This window comes from Labrys sp. 22185, assembly GCF_052045555.1.
Lineage (GTDB): Bacteria > Pseudomonadota > Alphaproteobacteria > Rhizobiales > Labraceae > Labrys > Labrys neptuniae.
Window position 1 is genome coordinate 159,132 of record NZ_JBQEPH010000003.1, and the last position, 19,838, is coordinate 178,969.

A 19,838-nucleotide genomic window follows, 5' to 3' on the forward strand; every position below is an offset into this window, starting at 1 on the left:
ACCATGATCCCGGGCGAAGTCCTGCCGATGGCTGGAGACATCGTGCTGAACGCCGGCGCGGAGGCGAGCGTTCTCGTCGTCGCCAATTCCGGCGATCGGCCGATCCAGGTCGGCTCCCATTATCATTTCTTCGAGGTCAACGCGGCGCTCCTGTTCGACCGGGAGGCGGCGCGTGGCATGCGGCTCGACATTCCCGCCGGCACGGCCGTCCGCTTCGAGCCGGGGCAGCAGCGGCAGGTGCGGCTGATTCCGATCGGCGGCAAGCGCGTCATCTTCGGCTTTCAGAGCAAGATCATGGGAGCACTGTGATGCCCGCTACTCTTTCCCGCGCCGCCTACGCCCAAATGTATGGACCGACCGTCGGCGATCGCGTCAGGCTTGCCGATACCGAGCTGTTCATCGAGGTCGAAAAGGACTTCACCATTCCCGGCGAGGAGGTGAAGTTCGGCGGCGGCAAGGTGATCCGCGACGGCATGGGCCAGAGCCAGGCGAGCCGTGCCGCCGGCGCGGTCGATACGGTCATCACCAATGCGCTGATCATCGATCACTGGGGCATCGTCAAGGCCGATGTCGGCCTGAAGGATGGCCTGATCGTAGCGATCGGCAAGGCCGGCAATCCCGACATCCAGCCGGGCGTCACCATCGTCATCGGTCCCGGCACGGAAATCATTGCCGGCGAGGGCAAGATCCTCACCGCCGGCGGCGTCGACGCCCATATCCATTTCATCTGTCCGCAGCAGATCGAGGAAGCCCTGATGTCGGGCGTCACCACCATGCTGGGCGGAGGCACGGGCCCCGCCCACGGCACGCTCGCCACCACCTGCACGCCAGGGCCCTGGCACCTGGCCCGCATGATCCGTTCCTTCGACGCCTTCCCTATCAATCTGGGGCTGTCGGGCAAGGGCAATACCTCCCGGCCCGAGGCCCTGGTCGAGATGATCGAGGGCGGAGCCTGCTCGCTCAAGCTGCATGAGGACTGGGGTACGACGCCGGCAGCCATCGACAATTGCCTCAGGGTGGCCGACGACTACGACGTCCAGGTGATGATCCATACCGACACCCTCAACGAGAGCGGCTTCGTCGAGGACACGGTCGCCGCCTTCAAGGGGCGGACCATCCATGCCTTTCATACCGAAGGCGCCGGCGGCGGCCATGCGCCCGACATCATCAAGGTCTGCGGCCTGCCCAACGTGCTGCCGTCCTCGACCAACCCGACCCGGCCCTATACGAAGAACACCATCGCCGAGCATCTCGACATGCTGATGGTCTGTCATCATCTATCACCGGCGATCGCCGAGGACATCGCCTTCGCCGAAAGCCGCATCCGCAAGGAAACCATCGCGGCTGAGGACATCCTCCACGATATCGGCGCCTTCTCGATCATCTCGTCCGACAGCCAAGCCATGGGCCGCGTCGGCGAGGTCCTGATCCGCACCTGGCAGACCGCCCACAAGATGAAGCTGCAGCGCGGGCGCCTGCCCGGCGAGAGCGGCGACAACGACAATCTCAGGGTGCGCCGCTATATCGCCAAATACACCGTCAACCCCGCCATCGCGCAGGGCCTGTCGGCCCATGTCGGCTCGATCGAAATCGGCAAGCGCGCCGATCTCGTCCTGTGGAACCCGGCCTTCTTCGCGGTCAAGCCGGAGATGGTGCTGGTGGGCGGCACGATCGCCGCCGCTCCGATGGGCGACCCCAACGCTTCGATTCCGACGCCGCAGCCGATGCATTACCGCCCGATGTTCGGCGGTTTCGGCGGTGCTCCGGCAGCCTCTTCCCTCACATTCGTCAGCAAAGCGGCCCTCGCCAGCGGCCTGAAGGAGCGGCTCGGCGTCGCCAAACCGATGGTGGCGGTCGAGAACACGCGAGGCGGCCTTTCCAAGCGCTCCATGGTGCTGAACGATGCCTTGCCACAGATGGAGGTCGATCCCGAAACCTATGAAGTCCGCGCCGACGGCGAACTCCTGACCTGTCCACCGGCAACCGAACTGCCGATGGCCCAACGCTATTTCCTGTTCTGATTTCCGATCATGCTGCACGCCACCTCCCATTGCCATCATGACAGCCGACTTCCCGTCGGCACGATCACGCTCGATCACAGGGGCCGTCATCTGCGCCGCAAGCGCCTCATCACCGATCAGGGCGATATCGTCATGATCGACCTGCCCGAAGCCGTGCTGCTCGCCGATGGCGATGCCCTCGTGCTCAAAGACGGCCGCACCCTCACCATCCTCGCAGCGCCCGAGGAACTCTACGCGGTCCGGCCCGGCCGGCAATGCCCGCTCGCCCATCTGGCCTGGCACCTCGGCAATCGCCATCTCGCCGCCGAAATCGGCACCGAAATCATCCTGATCGAACGGGATCCCGTAATCCGGACGATGCTGCAGGGTCTCGGGGCCGAAATCCAGGAGGTGGTCTCCGGCTTCCAGCCCGTGCACGGCGCCTATCATGGCCATGCCCACGGCCACCATCACGATCACGGGCATGGCCATGACTGACGATACGGCGCGTCTGGTGCGGTTGCTCAGCTGGCTATCGCCGGCCTTTCCGGTCGGCGCCTTCGCCTATAGCCACGGCCTGGAACGGGCCGTTCACGATGGCCTGATCGAGGATCGAGCCACGCTGGTCGACTGGCTCGGCGAGATCGTCCGGTCGGGTTCCGGCTGGAACGATGCCGTTCTGCTGGGCGAGGCCTGGCGCCTTGCCTCTCGGGGAGAGAGCTGCGCCACCGTCGCGGAGCTTGCCGAGGCCATGGCCGGCACGCGCGAACGCCACCGCGAGACCATGCTGCAGGGCGAGGCCTTCGGGCAGGCCGTCTCCCACTGGACCGGCGAGGCGATCGAGCCTGCGCCCTATGCCGTCGCCGTCGGCCAGGCCGCCGCGCAGCACGGCATCGGGCTCGAACAGGCGCTGGCCGGCTTCCTGCACGCCTTCACCGCCAATCTGGTCCAGGCCGCCATCCGGCTGGTCCCGCTCGGCCAGCGCGACGGCGTCCAGGCGCTCGCCGCGCTCGAACCGATCATGCTGGCCACGGCAAGGCGCGCCTGCCTCGCGACGCTCGATGACCTCGGCGCCTGCACCCTGATGTCCGACATCGTCTCGATGCAACACGAAACTCAATATTCGAGGATCTTCCGCTCATGAGCTCCAGCAATGGTCCTTTGCGCGTAGGCATCGGCGGCCCGGTCGGCGCCGGCAAGACCACCCTGACCGAAATGCTGTGCAAGGCGATGCGCGAAAGCTATTCGGTCGCCGTGGTCACCAACGACATCTTCACCAAGGAAGACGAGCTGATCCTCAACCGGGTGCAGGCACTTCCCCAGGACCGCATCATCGGTGTCGAGACCGGCGGCTGCCCCCATACCGCCATTCGCGAGGATGCCTCGATCAACCTGGCGGCGATCGCCGAAATGCGCCGGCGTTTTCCCGACCTCGACGTGGTCTTCATCGAATCCGGCGGCGACAATCTGGCGGCGACCTTCTCGCCGGACCTCGCCGATATCACGCTCTACGTCATCGACGTCGCGGCGGGCGAGAAGATCCCGCGCAAGGGTGGTCCCGGCATCACCCGCTCCGATCTCCTGATCATCAACAAGATGGATCTGGCTCCCCATGTCGGCGCCGACCTCGACATCATGCGTGCCGATACCGAGAAGCAGCGCGGTAAGCGACCCTTCGTCTTCACCGATATGCGCCGGCGCATCGGGCTCACCGATGTCGTCGCCTTCATCGAACAGCAAGGCGGCCTGACAGCATAGCGCTGCAGTCCTGATTTGACGGAGACCTTGGGTCTGCGTCATTGCGACTGTAGTCACAGAACCTTCGACTCAGCGCGTCGGCTGGGCCACAGGCATTGCGGCAGCGAGCGGCCCTTTCCACTCCCGGATGATGTCGATCAAGGGGGCGATGGCCGGATTGCCGGATTCAGCGGGAACCGAGAGAACGACCTTCAATGCCGGTGCAGCCGCGAGCGCCCTTGGCACGACCTCTACGATCGACTCGTCGCATATCGATGCCGGCACCAGGGCCACACCGAGCCGCGCCGCCACGAGGCGGACGATGGTGTGCTGCAACTGGGGTTCATAGCGAAACCGCGGAACGATGCCGGCCATCTCGAAATAGCCGGCGATGGCCTCGCGGAGCGTCGGCGCCACGGTTGCAGGCGCCGCGATCAAATCCTCTGCTGCCAGATCGTGTGGAGCAATGGTGTCCCGCCCGACCAAGGCATGCTCGCGGGGAACGATGAGGCACAGATGGTCCGTGATAACAGGTACTGTCCGCAATTGAGGAAATGGCCGGCCGGCAAAGGTGATGGCGGCATCGAGTTCGCCGCCGAGAAGCCTGTGCTCGATCTCGGCCGGCGTCGTCTCCAGGAGAACGATGCGAATGTCCGGCCTCAACCCGGCATAGCAACTGACGATCTGCGGCACGATGCGATGGGCGGCATGCATCATGAAGCCCAGGCGCAACTCGCCCTTCTGGCCTTCAGCGACCAGCCTCGCATCACGGCAGGCATCCTCGAATTGCGCGAGGACCGCGCGTGAGTCAGCCAGGAACCGCTCCCCAGCCTGGGTCAGGGTGACGTGGCGCGAGTTCCGCTCGACCAGTTGCACGCCGAGCTCGCGCTCCAGATTGGCGATCTGCCGGCTGAAGGGCGGCTGGGTCATGTGCAGTCGTGCAGCGGCTCGGCCGAAATGCAGGGTCTCGGCGAGAGCCACGAAATAGCGCATCTGGCGTGAATCCATCGATACCTCCAGTGCATTGATAATGGCAATGCATTGGATTGGATTATATCGATTGCCTCTTCTATGAAAGACGGCATCCCAATCGGCCTGCCATGCTTTCCAACCTTCTCATCGTCCTGCCCGTCTTTGCCCTGATCCTCGCCGGCTGGCTCGCGCGGCGCAGCAATGCGCTCGGCCCGCACGCCACGCGCGAGGTGAACAGGCTCGTGGTCTATCTGGCGCTCCCGGCGCTGCTGTTTGACATCATGGCCAACGCGGACCCAGCCCGGATCTGGCAGCCCGGCTTCATTCTGGCCTTTGCCCTGGGCTGCGCCCTCATCTTCGTCCTCGCCCTGACGATCCGCCTGCGGCAGGGCTGCCATCTCGCCGATGCGGCCATCGACGGCCTCAATGCGGGCTATGCCAATACCGGCTTCATGGGTTTCCCGCTGATCCTCGCAGTCGTCGGCCAATCCGGCATGGCACCGACGCTGGTCGCGACGATCGTGACCGTCTGCGTCCTGTTTGCCGTCGCCATCGTCCTGATCGAAGCCAGCCTGCAGTCCCAAGCCCGTCGACGGGATATCGCTCGCAAGACGCTGCTCGCCTTGATCCGCAATCCCCTGCTGGTCGCACCGGCCCTGGGGGCGGTGGTGATGGTTTCGGGCTGGCCTCTTCCCCAGACGCTGGACCGGTTTCTCAAATTGCTCGGCGGCGCCGCCTCGCCCTGCGCACTCATCGCGCTCGGCCTTTTCCTGGCGGAGAACACCGGCAGGGCGGCGGAGGCAGGACGCAAGGTCGAGGCCTTGCTGATCGGGTTGAAGCTGGTGGCCCACCCCGTCGCGACCTGGGTGATTGCCGCGCCCATCCTCGGCCTCACGCCGGACGCGGTCCACACAGCCGTCCTCCTCGCGGCCCTGCCGACCGGGACAGGCCCCTTCATGCTGGCCGAATTCTACGGACGCCAGGCCCTGGTCACCAGCCGTGTCGTCCTGGCCACGACGATCCTGTCCGTCGCGACGCTCTCCCTGTATCTCGCGGTTTCACGATAGGCAGGCTCTGCGCCCGGCACCGGATTCTCGACGTCATTCGGCGTTTCAACCGGATTTGCCGTCGCTCGGCGGCGGGCCGCGCGACAGCAGGCTTTCGCCGAGAAGTGCCCGCGAGAATTCATCGATGAGCGCGAGCTCTCGATGATGACGAAAACCATCGCTGTCCGCCACCGCCAGACAGATTTCGATCAGCCTGGCCTTTACGGCCGGTGCTGCCGCGTCCAGCTCGCCCAAACTTGTCTTCACCGCGTCGGTCGATGGCCTCATGCGCCGGATCCATTGGCGGGTGCGCTCGATCTCGCCCGCGTCCAGGTCGATGCCCTCCGCGGCACACACGGCCGCGACATGATCGAGCATGACCTTGACCTCCTCGCCCGACATTTGCAGGTCGGCCCTGCCGACCGCCACGGCGAGGACGAGGCCGCTTTCGCGCGCGACCCTGCGAATGACGGCCCAGCGCTCTCCCGCCTGTTCCTCCGTGGAAGGCCTGGCACGCGCCTGCGGCCAGGACAGGCCGAGCACCTGCCGATAGAACTCATCCAGCGGTTCCTGTAGCACGCCATCGGCGTCTGCGATCGACAGGATCCTGTCGAGACGGAAGGAGCGAAGGTCGCCTCGATCGTGGCTGTAGCCGAGAAGACGTGGAATGCCGTCGCGCCCCGGCTTGACCGACCAGAGCGTGACCGGCCGAAACCGTCGGCGGCCGGCCGCGTCCTGATATTCGATGACGAGGAGGAGACCGTTGACGCCCGCGCCACCCGAAGGCGGCCCTGCCTTATCGGGCGAGGATCCGGATGGTGGAGGAGGTCCCGTTCTCTGGGGCATTGGTGACCTCTCGACACATGGCGCCGGGTGACGGGAACCAGGCGGCTGCAACCCTGGACCGGAAAGGCTGCGGCCATCGGCCTCGACGATTGCGACTGGTCGATGTTTGAAGGGGCGACGCCTGAGCGTCAACAGGGCGGGCCATGGCTGCAACGGCCGATTTGCCTGGAATTTTCGCGGCGGCCGGCATCGGCATGTCCCGGCCGGCCGGCAAGAGCGACAGTACGGGTGATGGATCGCCGGGCTCGAGGATGAATTCACTGGCTTCACCAGCCTGGAGGCGAATTGCCTCTTCGAGCGCAATCCTGCCGATGGAATATAAGGGCCTTTCGAGCCCCCATTGCCGACCGGCGGAAGTTTCAGCAGACGGACCGAAAGCGCTCGACGCAGGTGTCGAGCACCTCGGCAGGATCACGTTTCCACCAGTTCCCGGCCGAAAAGACCTCGACCTCGCACAAGCCCCGATAGCCTGCCTCTTCCACCGCCGCGCGCAACGATCTGAGATCGGCGACGCCATCCCCCATCATGCCGCGATCGAGCAAGATATCACGCGTCTCGGCGAGCCAGTCGCACAGATGATATCCCAGGATGCGCTCCTTGCCGGCGCGCTGGAGTTCGCGCGCAAGCGAAGTGTCCCACCAGACGTGATAGACATCGACGGCGATGCCGACATTGGCCTCCCCGATCGCCTCGCAGAGGTCGACCGCGTCACGCACCGTCACCAGGCAGGAGCGATTGCCCGCATACACAGGGTTGAGCGGTTCCAGCGCGAGGCGAACGCCCCGCTGCGCCGCGTAGGGCGCGGCTTCAGCCACCCGCTCGGCCACGCGTTTCAGGCTTTCCTCCACCCCAAGGCTGTCCGGCTCGACCCCGCCGACGACGATGGTGAGGATCGAGGTCCCGAGCGCCGCCGCCATGTCGATCGAGGCCCGGAAGTCGTCGCGGAGGGCGGATAGAGGCCGCGGCGCCATCGGCCCCACCAGGAAGGGGCTGCGGCACAGGCCTGCGACTTCGAGGCCCACCTGACGGGCACGATTGCCGATCTCGATGGCTCGGTCCCCGATTTCCCGGCGCCAGAACACGATGCCGCCAAAGCCGCGCTCGGCGCAGGCATCGATGACGCGCTCGACGGACCAGCCGGCGCCATGCCCATCCAGATTGTGCCCGAGCGTCGCGGTATTCAGGGCGAGCGCCGAGTGATCCGTCGAGAAATCGCGCATCGCGACCTCTCAGGCGCCGTAAAGGGCAAGCAGCCTGCGCATGCGATCGGTTGCCAGCTCCGGGTCGCGCAGCAGGCCGCAGGCATCCGCATGCTTGAAAAGCTCGACGAAATAGGGCAGCGGCCTCATGGCCTGCGCCCCGCCCAGCATGACGAAATGTTCCTGGAAGCCATTGAGCCAGGCAAGGAAGACGACGCCCGTCTTGTAGAACTGGGTGGGCGCCCGGAAGATGAGCCGTGCCAGCGGAACGGTGGGATCCAGCGTCGCATGGAAGGCTTGCCTGTCGCCCTCCCCCAGTTTCTGGATGGCGAAGGCCGCAGCCGGCGCGAGGGGATCGAAAATGCCGAGAAGGGCGTGAGAAAAGCCGATCTCGTCGCCGGCAATCAATTCCGGATAGTTGAAGTCGTCACCCGTATACATTTTGGCGCCGGCGGGCAGGCGCCGCCGCATCGCGATTTCCTTGTCCTTGTCCAGGAGCGAAATCTTGATGCCGTCCACCTTTGCCGCGTTCTGTTCGATGACGCGCAGCGCCACCTCCATGGCGGCCTCGAAACTGTCGCTGCCCCAGTAACCCCTCAGCGCCGGGTCGAACATGTCGCCGAGCCAGTGGAGGATGACGGGCTGGTCGCAGCGGGCCAGGACATCACCATAGACCTTCACATAGTCTTCCGGCGAGGCAGCCACGGCGGCAAGGGCGCGGCTCGCCATCAGGATCAGGCGCCCTCCCAAGGCCTGGATGGCTTCGACCTGTTCGAAATAGGCGCGACGGACGGCGTCCAGCCCTCGCGCCTCAATCGGCTCAAGTTGATCTGTGCCGCATCCATTGAAGACCAGTGCCTGCGGAAGCTCCTCGCGGGTGCGCCGGATAAGCTCGAGCGCCCTGGGCCAGTCCAGGCCCATGCCGCGTTGGGCGGTGTCCATCGCTTCGGCAATGCCGAGGCCGAGATCGTTCAGATGGTGACGAAACGCCATCGTTGCCTTCCAATCGACCGTGGCTGGGCCGGAAGGATCGTTGGCGGTGAACGGATCGGCCACGACATGGGCCGCCGAGAAGACGACGCGTGCCGCGCCGGCGGACAGGCGGGCGGCCGGGATCACCTTGCCGCTGAGCCGATAGTCGGAGAAAACGCCCTTGGCGTCGGGAAGACGGATCATCGTAGTTTCCTCAAAATCTCGGCACCAGCATGCCGGCATCCACGGCGATCACCTGGCCTGTCGTATAGGGCAGCTTGCCGGTGGCGAGCGTTGCCATCACGGTGCCGACATCCTCCGGCTGGCCCAGGCGCCGCATCAGGGTCAGGCCCTCTTCATCGATGCGCCGCTGGTATTGGCTGGTCACCGATTGCGTCATGGCGGTCTCGATCAGGCCCGGCCTGATATCGTAGACGGCAATGTTCTCGCGCCCCAGGCGAACGGCGAATATCTTGCTGACCATAGCCGAGCCCGCTTTCGAGACGCAGTACTCGGCGCGCGGTTCGGCGACTGCATCGGCATTCGACGACGACACATTGACGATGGCATAGAAGCGGCCGTCATTGCGGTCGCGCGCAAGCACGCGTCTCGCCCATTTCTGGCACAGGAAGAACTGCGCCTTGGCATTCACAGACTGGCAGTGGTCGTAGCTTTCCTCGCTGACATCGAGCGGATCGCCGCGGCTCAGGACCGATACGCCCGCATTGTTGATGAGGGTCGAAAGCGGCCCCAAAGCCTTTTCGGCCAGGTCGAGCATCGCCTCATGCGCGCCGATGTCGGCGATGTCGCCGGCGACGCGGGTGACGGGCACATCGAAAGCGCGCACGCGTTCCTCGGCAGCCTTTAGCTCTGCATCGTCGACGGGTCCGTTCAAGGCGATCGCAAAGCCGTTCCTGGCCAGTTCGACGGCGGCCGCCAGGCCGATCCCGCGGCTCGAGCCGGTGATGAAGGCCGCCTGCCGGAGTGGTGTGCTCATGCCAACGCTCCATGCTTGAACAATTCGCGGGCGATGATCATACGCTGGATCTGGTTGGTGCCTTCATAGATCTGGGTGATCTTGGCGTCGCGATAAAGGCGCTCGACCTCGAAGCCGCGGATGTAGCCGGAACCACCGAAGACCTGGACGGCGTCGGCCGTGCGGGCAACCGCCATGTCGCCCGCAAAGCATTTGGCGATCGAGCAGGCCTTCGTCGCATTGTCCCCGCGATCGATCTTCACCGCCGCGCTGTGCACCAGAAGGCGGGCCGCCTCGATATCCTTGGCCATGTCGGCAATCAGCCATTGCACACCCTGGAACTCGGCGATCGCCTTTCCGAACTGCTTGCGCTGGCGGGCATAGTCGACGGCTGCCTCCAGGCCAGCCTGGCCGATGCCGACCGCGAGCGCCGCAATGCCGACGCGCCCCTTGTCGAGCACGCTCATCATCATGTGGAAGCCCTTGCCGAGTTCTCCCAGCAGGGCATCCGGCCCGAGCACGACATCGGTGAAATTGAGCGCGCCGACCTGGCTGGCGCGCTGCCCCATCTTGTGCTCCTTGGGGCCACGCTCGACACCCTTGGCGTTGAGATCGACGATGAAGATGCTCATGCCGCGGTGGCCGGCATCCTTGTCCGTCCGGGCCAGCACGAAACCGACATCGGCGACCGGCGCGTTGTGAATCCAGATCTTGCCACCGTTGAGGCGCCAGCCCTCTCCGTCCCGTTCTGCCGTTGTCCTGATGCCGGATACATCCGTGCCGGCCTCCGGCTCGGTGATGCAATAGGCCACGCGCTTGGTACCCCGCATCGCCGGCGCCAGCCAGGTCTCACGCTGGGCCGGCGTGCCGTGCCTGACCAGCAGTGTAGAGATAAGTTCGACCAGGCCGCATTGATCGGCAACCGAGGCATAACCTCGCGAAAGCTCCTCCATCACGAGCGCGTAGGTCAGCGTATCGAACCCCGGGCCGCCCATGGCTTCGGGAACGCCGATGCCGAACAGCCCCAGCTCTCCCATCTGCTCATAGATCTCGTGGGGGAAACGCTCCTCGCGATCGAGCCCCTCGGCCAGCGGTTTGACGACCTCGTCGGCGAACTGCCGCGCCATGTCGCGCACCTGCATCTGCGTCTCGCCCGGATACATGCGCCTCTCCCCTTTTGTAACTATCTAGTTACTGCTATAACGCACGTGGATCGAACGGGTCAAGCCTGACGATTCCCTCGAAATCGATCGGTCGATCGCCGGATCGAGGCGAGGTCAGGTGAGACGAGCCACAAGAGCGACGCCAAGAGAGGAAACCATGAAGCCATCGGAAAAACGGAAATTCGGCCGCAGCAACATCGACGTCACAGCCTTTGCCTTCGGGACGGCGCCAATCGGGAATTTCCTGCGCGAGATCAGCGAACAGGTTGCCGACGAAATGGTGCAGCACGCATGGAATGCCGGCGTGCGCTTCTACGACACCGCGCCGATGTACGGCCATGGCCTTTCGGAACTGCGCTTGGGGCAGGCGCTGCGCTGGAAGAACCGCGACGATTTCGTCGTCGCATCGAAGGTCGGGCGCGTCCTGCGCCCGGCCCGGCGCTCCCAGATCGACTTCGCGCCCTGGGTGAATGCGGCGCCGAATGTGATGAGCTTCGACTACAGCTATGACGGCACGATGAGGGCCTTCGAGGATTCCCTGCAGCGGCTCGCACTCGAACGCATCGACATGCTGTTCATCCACGACATCGACCGCTTCACCCGCGGCGACGACCAGCCCGAAGTCTTCCGGCAGGCCATGGACGGATGCTGGCGCGCCCTGGAGCGCCTGCGCTCGGAAGGCGCGGTGAAGGCGATCGGCGTCGGCGTCAATGAATGGGAAGTCTGCCACGAGGCACTCAAGCAGCGCGATTTCGACTGCTTCCTCCTGGCCGGTCGCTATACGCTGCTCGAACAGGAGGCCCTCGACGGCTTCCTGCCGCTTTGCCAGGAGCGCGGCGCAGCCGTGCTGGTCGGCGGCGGCTTCAATTCCGGGATCCTCGCAACCGGGGCGGTACCCGGCGCGAAATACAACTACGCCCCCGCCCCGGCCGCGGTGATGGAGAAGGTCGCCAGGATCGAGGCGGTGTGCCGCGACCACAAGGTGCCGCTTGCCGCCGCGGCGCTCCAATTCGTCGTCGCCCACCCGGCCATCCCGGCCTTCTGCGCAGGAACGCGCACGGTGGAGCAGCTCGACCAGAACCTGGCATGGTTCAGCCACCCCATACCCTCGGATTTCTGGGCCGAGCTGAAAAGCAAGCAATTGCTGCGCGAGGACGCGCCGGTGCCGGCATGAACGACATCGCACCCGACACCGGTCGCCGCCTGGCGGCGACCGGACTGCGCTATGAGGATGTGTCCATCGGGGATTGGTTCGACACACCGGCAAGGCATGTCGGCACCGAACTGATCGATGCCTTCGCAGAGCTGACCGGCGACCGCTTCGAAATCCATATGGATGACGATGCGGCGCGCGCGCATGGCTTTCCCTCGCGTGTCGCCCACGGCCTCCTGATCCTGTCCCTCGTCGACGGGCTGAAGAACCAGGCGCAGGCCCGCTTCCTCGCCATCGCCTCGCTGGGCTGGAACTTTCGCTTCGAACGCCCGGTCCTGGCCGGTGACACGATCACCGCCCGCGTCCGCATCAAGGACAAGCGGACGACATCCCGGCCGGACCGGGGCATCCTCACATTGGGCTTTTGCGTGCGCAAGCAGACCGGGGAGACCGTCCAATCCGGGGAGAACCAGCTGATGGTCTATCGCTGAGACGACGGCAAAGATAGCTCTTATCGACGATCTGAATGTCTTACCCTCCCCTGGAGGGGGAGGGTCGGCCTGAAAGGCCGGGGTGGGGTGAAAACGGCAAAGATTCCGATGAGGAAAAAAGGTCTCAGCAAGAACGTCACCCCACCCCGCCGCTACGCGTCGACCCCAGACCATTCCAAGAGGAATGGTCGACCCCTCCAGGGGAGGGTAAATCCAGCCTTCAGAATTTCGGCGGCCGCCTTTCGCGGAAGGCGCTGAGGCCCGCCTGCAACTCCTTCGACTGTGCGGCGGCCATGCCGGCCAGGCAGTCGAAGACCCGCTCCGTCTCCTCCGCTTCGGCGGCGTTCACCAGCATCTTCGTGATCTCGGTTGCCAGGGGCGCGCGCGAGCACACCTTTTCCGCGACTTCCATGGCCCGGGCAAGCCCCTGGCCGCTCTCCACCACCTCATCCACGATACCGAGTTCGCGCGCTTCCTTCGCGGTCAGTATCTCGCCGAAAATCGCCATGCGCCGCACGGCCTGGGCACCGAAGCGACGTGTCGCGCGCTGGGTGCCCGACCAACCCGGAATGATGCCAAGCCCGGTCTCCGGCTGCCCGATCTTGGCGTGGGCCTCCGCAATGCGATAGTCCGCGCAGGCGGCAAGCTCCAGACCGCCGCCCAAGGCATGGCCGTTCAGCACGGCGATCAGGGGCTGGCGCAGCCGGGCCAGCGCGTCGAAGGCGGCGTGCCCCTCGCGCACCCAGAACCGGCCGAAATCCTCGGGTGTCTCCCGGCTCCAGGCCTCGATGTCGCCGCCCGCCGAGAAGGCTTTTGCCCCTGCCCCGGTCATGACAGCCACGCGGATGGTCGCATTGTGCTCGATGAGGGCGCACAGACGTTGCAGCTCCGCCACCATGGCAGCATCGAAGGCATTGAGCTTGCCCTCGCGTTCGATGACGATGATCGCAACCGGCCCCTCGATCTTCAGACGCACACCATTCCCGCTCATCACTCGGCCGCCTCTCTGGTGACCGCCTGCCGGCTGCGGCGATCGGGCTCGAACAGGTCTGCCGGCATCGACACCAGCGGGTCGGCAACCGCGAGCGGAAAGGCAGCCTGGTCGAGGATATCGCGCTTGAGATCGACGCCGGGGGCGATCTCCGTGACGGTCAGCCGGCCTGCGATCAGCTTCAGCACGCAGCGCTCGGTAACATAGGTCACGTCCTGGTTCTGCAGCGTGGCACGCTTGCCGGAGAACGAGACCTGGTCGACCTCGGGCACGAGCTTGGCGACCTTGCCCTCCTTGTCGATCCTCAGCTTGCCATCGACCACCGACAGTTTCGCGCCGGCATTGAAATAGCCCGAGAACACGATCTTCCTGGCGCGAGCGGTGATGTCGACGAAGCCTCCGGCGCCGGCCGTCACATGCGGCCGCACCGCCAGCTTGGAGACGTTGACGGAACCATCCTCGCCGATCTGCAGGAAGGACAGCAGGGAGGCATCGAAGCCGCCGGCCTGGAAATAGGTGAACTGATGCGGCGAGGCCACGAACGCCTCCGCATTGGAGGAACAGCCGAACTTGAAGTCGAGCAGCGGGATGCCGCCGACGGCTCCCTGCTCGATCACCCAGGTGATCTCGCCATGCCGGCCTTCCTCCAGCAGGATGCGCGGAACATTCGCGGAAATGCCGAAGCCGATATTCACGGCCCAGCCGTTCTCGAGTTCCATCGCCACCCGGCGGGCCATCACCTTGGCCGCGTCGAAGGCGGGGATCGTGAACGTATCGAGGGGGCGGAACAGCTCACCCGATATCGCCGGGTCATAGGCCGTCGCCGTCGTCTGCAACTGGTCCGGCGCCTCGACGATGATGTCGACGAGGATGCCGGGCACTCTGACGTCATGGGGACGCAGCGTACCCGACTGGGCGATCCGCTTGACCTGCGCAATCACGGTGCCGCCGGAATTGTGCGCGGCCAGCGCCAGCTCCATCGCGCCGAGATAGGCGCCCTCATGCTCGAAGGTCAGGTTGCCGCGCTCGTCCGCCGTCGAGGCCCGGATGATGGCGACGTCGGGGGCGATCGCCGGGAAATAGAGCCACTCGTCGCCCTCGAACTGGACCCTGCGCACGATCGGCCGCGAGCGGGCGCGATCGTTCATGGCGCAGCCGTCGAGCGCAGGATCGACGAAGGTGTCGAGCCCGACCTTGGTCAGGACGCCGGGACGCTTGCCGGCCGCTTCCCGGAGAATGTCGAACACGATGCCGCTGGGCACGTTGTAGGCGCTGATCTTGTTCTCGCCGAGCATCTTCCAGATCAGCGGCGGCTCCGCCGAAGATGGTCCCGATGGATAGGATCCGCCGATGATCGTATCGATGAGGCCGTCCTGGGCCAGATGGTCGACGCCCTTGGTGCCGAACATGTCGCCGGCAGCAATCGGGTGGATCATGGTGAGCTGGCGGGGATGCCCCTCTTCGCGATACCGCTCGCCGAGCGCCTGGAGAACCAGATCCGGGCAGCAAAGCCCGCTGGAGGAATTCACGGCAACCACCGCCTTGTCGCCGATACGCTGCACCGCCTCGAGCGCACTCCTGATTTTGGACATCGTCTCCTCGCAAGGATTTTTATAAGTAACTATATGGTTAGTACCTTATAGCGCCAGCACCTTCAACTTCTTTTCTCCGCGGCCAGGTTGTCGGGAGCATTCAGTGGCTTGCCCGCCGCCAGGATGCGATATATAAGTAACTAGATAGTGCGATAAAATGGAAACGACAGGGATGAGCATCTATTTCACGCGGACGTTCCAGCGCTCCTTCGGCACCTACCCCCTGCGCGGCGATGCCTGCCGGCAGGCGATCGAGACGGCACTGGCCACTGGATATCGCGCCTTCGATACGGCGCAGATGTATGAGAACGAAGCCGAGGTCGGTGAAAGCCTTGCCGATGGCGGCGTGAAGCGGGACGAGCTTTGCATCACCACCAAGGTCAGCATCCACAATTTCTCCGAAGAGCGCTTTCTCCCGTCGGTCGAACAGAGCCTGAGGGACCTTCGGGTCGACTTTGCGGACGTCCTGCTGCTGCACTGGGCGCCGGCCGACGGCAATATCGCCGCCTCGCTCGGGCTCCTGCAAAAGGCACGGCAGCTCGGCCTCGCCCGCCACATCGGCGTCTCGAACTACACGGCAGGCATGATGAGGCAGGCGAGATCGATCGTCGACGCGCCGCTGGTCACCAACCAGGTTGAGTTTCACCCCTTCCTCAATCAGGACATTCTGTTGGCCGCCGCCAACGAGACCGGCATCCCGCTTTCATCCTATTGCTCGGTCGCACGCGGAAAGGTGTTCGAGCAGCCCCTCTTCGCCGAGATCGGCCAAGCCTACGACAAGACGGCGGGACAGGTCGTCCTGCGCTGGATTCTGCAAAAAGGCGTGCCGCTGAACACGATGTCGACGAAACCGGAAAACATCCGCTCGAATTTCAACATCATGGATTTCACGCTGTCGAGCATCGACATGGCACGGATCGACGCACAAACGCAGAAGAACCTGCGCATCGTCGGGCGTGACCTCATCCCCTGGGCGCCGGAGTGGGATTGAGGCGCCTGCCCAAGCACCTAGTTTGGCCGCCCCACTGTAGGGAGGAGAGGTTGGATATTGGATATCAAGGTTCTGAAACACCCAGCATTGGTCCACGCCGAGCGCGCCCCTACAACGTAGAGATTCTCCTGCGCCCGCGTCACCGCGACGTTGAGTAAGTTCACCGATGACCCCGCCCAATGCCTTGCGCCATTTTGAGCCGGTAAAGGTGCCCCTAGCACGAAGATCACACTGTCGGCTTCGCGCCCTTGCACTGTATGGACGGTTCCCACTCGGTCACGGGTCCACTCCCATGCTTTATCAGTCCATGGCTTCAAGACTCCACTCGCACCAATACGTTCTCTCAACCGCTGAGCAACGATTCTAAACGGTGAAATAATGTAGATATCGAGTTCAGGAACGCCAGCCTCACCAAGTCGCCTCAAGAGGTCGACGATAGCCTGCCCTTCCGCCTCACTCCATTTATCTTCGGTCCTGGTAGGTTTAATGTCGATCCAATGCGAGGGGCCCAGGACGTCTCGGATCATTGATCCTCGATCCGGCGTCGCCTTTACCATCAATCCATCATAAGCGATCTCGTTCGAAATGCTGAACATTGGGTCGGCGCAACGGCGGTGGACGAGAAGCGGGAGGCCTACATTGATCTGGTTGTCATTCGAGCCAAACTTGGTTCCCCGACTGCTGGTAGCGTCGACAACAGTTTGAACAGAGGCTTCAGGTGCGTTCCATTTATCGGGATTGACGCTGAACTCCTCACAAATCGTTTCAGCAAGCTGCGTCGGCAGACTGGTTACAGGCTCGACTTGACGTGGATCACCCACCACAATCGCGCGCTGGGTCCGCATTATGGCGCCGACAGCCGCCTGCGGAACGGCCTGCCCCGCTTCGTCAATGAGTAGCCAGCCGAGCGCCCCTGGAGGCAAGTAGCCGATCATGCGTTCGATCGATGCGAAGGTCGTCGATATGACTGGTACAACCATGAACAGCGTTGACCAAAGCCCCGGCATGACCGGCGCCATGCGAGGGGACCAGCCACTGCGGCCGAAAAATGCCTTGAACAAAACGTCCAGATTATTGCGGATCGGCTTTGCGGCCGCGCCGATGAAGGCTCGATGAACCTGCATTGCGCATTCAAAAACGCGGTCGCGGTCCCGATGGGCTTGATCATCATACCATGGCGACGTGGTGTGCATCTCAGCGGGCTCGCGCCCGAAGAAAGCACGATCAACTGCACGCGAGCCGCATCGCGTTCGCAGAACCTCAACTTGTTGCTCCGCCGACGTGAATACTGATGTGGCCTCATCCAGTCTTGCGGCAGCAATCACCAGCCGCCCCCGTTCAGCCTCTCGCTTTGTAAAGGCTGCGGATAAGAATGCCGAAATCGCTTGTTGATGTCGAACTGCCTGGTCTAGATCGCGATCGATGTTCGCCTTCTTCTCACTCCAGGTGCGGGCGGTGGTTCCACCTACTAGCCGAGCCATTAGCTTGGGCGCTGATCGTTGATGCTCGTTCGACTGCTGACGAGCACGTTGCTCCGCCGCACGTGCAGAGATGATTTGGGCCTGAAGCTCACTGAATTCGTCCTCGGCGTCAGCGACAGCCTGTTCAGCTGCGCGCTTGTCTTGCTCGCGCGCTCGTACCGCCGCCGCTTTAGCGCCGATCGAACCAGCGTTTACCCGTGCCTCTTCCAACAAAAGCCGATAGGCTCGCGCTTCGGCAATCGCTTGCCGGAACGCCTTGCGAGCTGAGCGCCATTTCTTCAACGCAGCATCGTGTGAAGTCGGTGGGCTCTCTTTGGAAACGACTTCGGGCTTACGCTTGCGCAGGACCTTCTGCGTTTTGGGGTCGACCTCTTCCATCCATTGCGGTTGCCCTGAAGCTTCGCTCAGATAGGAACGAAGTCCATGATCGGCATTACCCCAGAATGCTTCCTTGAACTTGTATCGGTTAGACGAATTGCCAAGTACCGCCGCGATCAAACCCCAAGTTTCTTCCTTTCCGTCGATGTTGTCGGAGACGGTTTTGAAATAGCGCAGATTGGGCGCATCTTTCGCGATGGCCTTGAGGCGAGGCAATTCGCTGCTGACATTTTCGACGGCCCTGTTGTTCGAAGAAGCCACGAGCATCTCAAAGCCAAGAAGCCGCTTGTCTGGCTGGTATATATGGCTAAAGCCCATACCGGAGCGCTTTGTCTGACCGACGTGAGAGAATGCTTCCTCGGGATCATCGAAGGCACACATTGCCTCCGCGCGGCCGACAACCAGGGAGGCAACGAGGTCTCTAAGCAGAGTTGTCTTACCCGTGCCCGGAGGCCCGTTGACCGGCAGAAGAGTGGCATCCGGATCATTCGACACCGCCAGATTGACAGCCGCTTGCTGTAGAAGCGCTAGTGAATGGCGCCCTTCGCCGGGCCACCGACCAAGTGGTGTTCGCCCGGGCGCAACGGCTTCGGCAAGAGTTCTGTTGTCCTGAAGGATATCGGCCCAGCTCAATGGCTTCTCGAGGCCGAGGTAACGGGCGAGATTGCGATGCATCTTCTCGGCCATGACCGATCGAGCGGCGGCCAAATCGCCGAGATAGAAGCTGCCCAAGAGAGGAGGATCCGGTGGCTCGATCGCCTTAAAAAAGTGATAGTGACGCAGAGCAAAACTGGGCGCCTCCATCATGTGAGCGGGTAATTCCAGGCGCTCTACGAGCAGCTTGTAAACGCGCTCGATCGCAGCGGGATCCAAAGGCAGCAGATTTCCCTCGGAATCTTGCCTACGGATTTGTTCATCCACCATGTCGGTGAGTTTACGCTCGACCGTGGGCCATTCCTGGAGCCTCTTCAATCCGTCGCGCAAGGCTAGCGGCAAGCCCCAGGCAAAACTCGAAACTGCGGCTGCCTTTTCGGGAATGGGACGGCCAAATTTGTCGATGGTTATCGTCGCTATACCTGCAAATCCGCTTTCCGTTCGGCGATCGAGTTCATCATCGACGTAAACCTCAAGCAGTGCCTTGGTAGCCTCCTCCATGCGAATGGCACCGAGCACGATGTGATAGCAAAGCTGCGTGCCGGGCTTCGCCTTATCGCCGCCGTTGATCCAAGGCATGAAGAGTTGGTCGGCAAAGCGTGCAACGCGTCGTTCATCGCCATCAACAAGATCGGACGGCTTGGAGTAAGTGAAGGGCGAGAGGACTTCCAGAGCGGTCCATGCCGCCAGAATGTCGGCGGGCTGATCGGCGTATGCGGCTGCCTGGCGTCGTGAAGCGCGCGGCGCAGGCATAAAGGCAGGGCGAACGATTACTTCAGGCTCGATCTCCGGCGGTCTGGTGATCTTAGCAATCTTTGCAGGCTCCGTTTGTCTTACCGGCGATGCTTCCTTTGTTTGCTGATTGGGTTGTTGTCGTGGGGATGAAGCGGATTGAGTTCTTGCTGGTTTTGTGGCTTTGAGGCCCTTCTTCTCCTTCGGCAACACACCAAGTGCTTGAACGACCTTCTTCTTCAACACCTGTGCCCGATCGACCGATCGAAATCCGAGTTCATGAAGCAGTCCCTCCAGTGCCTCACGATCCGCCCGGGATCGCTCAAACAATGCTTCAAGATCCGCAATACGAGCTTGAAATAGTGGGCGCTTCATAATTGCCATCGCAACTCTTTTTAGCTATTCGCCAGTTGCGAGTGATTTAACCTTGTTTGCCGTCACCTATGCAAGTTAGATGACTCATC

Annotated in this window: 18 protein-coding genes; 9 read left to right on the top strand and 9 right to left on the bottom strand. The window is 63.4% G+C overall.

What is annotated here, in order from left to right:
• Positions 1-3 precede the first annotated feature (3 nt).
• The 5 genes from ACTJKX_RS08180 to ureG are packed head-to-tail and all read left to right on the top strand — an operon-like array spanning position 4 to position 3,758.
• On the top strand, positions 4-309 hold the full coding sequence (locus ACTJKX_RS08180; RefSeq protein WP_068281454.1) for an urease subunit beta: 306 nt from the start codon (positions 4-6) through the stop codon (positions 307-309).
• A complete protein-coding gene (gene ureC, locus ACTJKX_RS08185) occupies positions 309-2,021 on the top strand; it encodes an urease subunit alpha (protein WP_394311284.1) in 1,713 nt (570 codons plus the stop codon). Before ACTJKX_RS08180 ends, ureC begins: the two co-directional genes overlap by 1 nt.
• 9 nt (positions 2,022-2,030) lie before the next feature.
• Positions 2,031-2,498 carry an urease accessory protein UreE gene (locus tag ACTJKX_RS08190; RefSeq protein WP_311936454.1) on the top strand — a complete coding sequence of 156 codons (468 nt, stop codon included), beginning with the start codon at positions 2,031-2,033 and terminating at the stop codon, positions 2,496-2,498.
• Positions 2,455-3,144, top strand: coding sequence for an urease accessory protein UreF (locus ACTJKX_RS08195; RefSeq protein WP_394311631.1), 690 nt, complete (start codon positions 2,455-2,457; stop codon positions 3,142-3,144). The genes ACTJKX_RS08190 and ACTJKX_RS08195 overlap by 44 nt, the downstream gene beginning before the upstream one ends.
• Positions 3,141-3,758 (top strand): urease accessory protein UreG, encoded by a 618-nt coding sequence (gene ureG, locus ACTJKX_RS08200; RefSeq protein WP_394311286.1) that lies wholly within the window; start codon positions 3,141-3,143, stop codon positions 3,756-3,758. The genes ACTJKX_RS08195 and ureG overlap by 4 nt, the downstream gene beginning before the upstream one ends.
• A 69-nt stretch (positions 3,759-3,827) precedes the next feature.
• Here ureG and ACTJKX_RS08205 read toward each other — a convergent pair whose 3' ends face one another.
• Positions 3,828-4,745, bottom strand: coding sequence for a LysR family transcriptional regulator (locus ACTJKX_RS08205; protein ID WP_311936458.1), 918 nt, complete (start codon positions 4,743-4,745; stop codon positions 3,828-3,830).
• A gap of 92 nt (positions 4,746-4,837) precedes the next feature.
• Here ACTJKX_RS08205 and ACTJKX_RS08210 point away from each other — a divergent pair, with 92 nt between their 5' ends.
• Positions 4,838-5,776 (top strand): AEC family transporter, encoded by a 939-nt coding sequence (locus tag ACTJKX_RS08210; RefSeq protein ID WP_394311288.1) that lies wholly within the window; start codon positions 4,838-4,840, stop codon positions 5,774-5,776.
• A gap of 45 nt (positions 5,777-5,821) precedes the next feature.
• Here the strand turns inward: ACTJKX_RS08210 and ACTJKX_RS08215 are convergent, their stop codons facing one another.
• The 5 genes from ACTJKX_RS08215 to ACTJKX_RS08235 all read right to left on the bottom strand — a co-directional run bounded on the left by ACTJKX_RS08215 (position 5,822) and on the right by ACTJKX_RS08235 (position 10,911).
• Positions 5,822-6,601: a WYL domain-containing protein gene (locus tag ACTJKX_RS08215; RefSeq protein WP_394311290.1), complete on the bottom strand. Its 780-nt coding sequence runs from the start codon at positions 6,599-6,601 to the stop codon at positions 5,822-5,824.
• 359 nt (positions 6,602-6,960) lie between these two features.
• Positions 6,961-7,821, bottom strand: a complete 861-nt coding sequence (locus ACTJKX_RS08220; protein WP_440724946.1) for a sugar phosphate isomerase/epimerase family protein — start codon at positions 7,819-7,821, stop codon at positions 6,961-6,963.
• Positions 7,822-7,830: 9 nt separating this feature from the next.
• Positions 7,831-8,976 carry a dihydrodipicolinate synthase family protein gene (locus tag ACTJKX_RS08225; protein WP_440724947.1) on the bottom strand — a complete coding sequence of 382 codons (1,146 nt, stop codon included), beginning with the start codon at positions 8,974-8,976 and terminating at the stop codon, positions 7,831-7,833.
• 10 nt (positions 8,977-8,986) lie between these two features.
• Positions 8,987-9,769, bottom strand: coding sequence for a 3-ketoacyl-ACP reductase (locus ACTJKX_RS08230; RefSeq protein WP_440724948.1), 783 nt, complete (start codon positions 9,767-9,769; stop codon positions 8,987-8,989).
• Positions 9,766-10,911, bottom strand: coding sequence for an acyl-CoA dehydrogenase family protein (locus ACTJKX_RS08235; protein WP_394311296.1), 1,146 nt, complete (start codon positions 10,909-10,911; stop codon positions 9,766-9,768). Before ACTJKX_RS08235 ends, ACTJKX_RS08230 begins: the two co-directional genes overlap by 4 nt.
• A 157-nt stretch (positions 10,912-11,068) precedes the next feature.
• On the opposite strand from ACTJKX_RS08235, the gene ACTJKX_RS08240 reads away from it, so the two are divergent.
• Together ACTJKX_RS08240 and ACTJKX_RS08245 are read left to right on the top strand one after the other, a co-directional pair.
• Positions 11,069-12,085 (top strand): aldo/keto reductase, encoded by a 1,017-nt coding sequence (locus tag ACTJKX_RS08240; protein ID WP_440724949.1) that lies wholly within the window; start codon positions 11,069-11,071, stop codon positions 12,083-12,085.
• Positions 12,082-12,555, top strand: coding sequence for a MaoC family dehydratase (locus ACTJKX_RS08245; RefSeq protein WP_440724950.1), 474 nt, complete (start codon positions 12,082-12,084; stop codon positions 12,553-12,555). Before ACTJKX_RS08240 ends, ACTJKX_RS08245 begins: the two co-directional genes overlap by 4 nt.
• Before the next feature lie 220 nt (positions 12,556-12,775).
• Here ACTJKX_RS08245 and ACTJKX_RS08250 read toward each other — a convergent pair whose 3' ends face one another.
• Together ACTJKX_RS08250 and ACTJKX_RS08255 are read right to left on the bottom strand one after the other, a co-directional pair.
• A complete protein-coding gene (locus ACTJKX_RS08250) occupies positions 12,776-13,546 on the bottom strand; it encodes an enoyl-CoA hydratase/isomerase family protein (protein WP_440724951.1) in 771 nt (256 codons plus the stop codon).
• Positions 13,546-15,138 carry an acyl CoA:acetate/3-ketoacid CoA transferase gene (locus tag ACTJKX_RS08255; protein WP_440724952.1) on the bottom strand — a complete coding sequence of 531 codons (1,593 nt, stop codon included), beginning with the start codon at positions 15,136-15,138 and terminating at the stop codon, positions 13,546-13,548. The genes ACTJKX_RS08250 and ACTJKX_RS08255 overlap by 1 nt, the downstream gene beginning before the upstream one ends.
• Before the next feature lie 172 nt (positions 15,139-15,310).
• On the opposite strand from ACTJKX_RS08255, the gene ACTJKX_RS08260 reads away from it, so the two are divergent.
• Complete coding sequence (locus ACTJKX_RS08260) at positions 15,311-16,129, top strand: aldo/keto reductase (RefSeq protein ID WP_440724953.1); 819 nt, start codon at positions 15,311-15,313, stop codon at positions 16,127-16,129.
• A gap of 17 nt (positions 16,130-16,146) precedes the next feature.
• Here ACTJKX_RS08260 and ACTJKX_RS08265 read toward each other — a convergent pair whose 3' ends face one another.
• On the bottom strand, positions 16,147-19,758 hold the full coding sequence (locus tag ACTJKX_RS08265; RefSeq protein WP_440724954.1) for a DEAD/DEAH box helicase: 3,612 nt from the start codon (positions 19,756-19,758) through the stop codon (positions 16,147-16,149).
• Between the last annotated feature and the right edge of the window lie 80 nt (positions 19,759-19,838).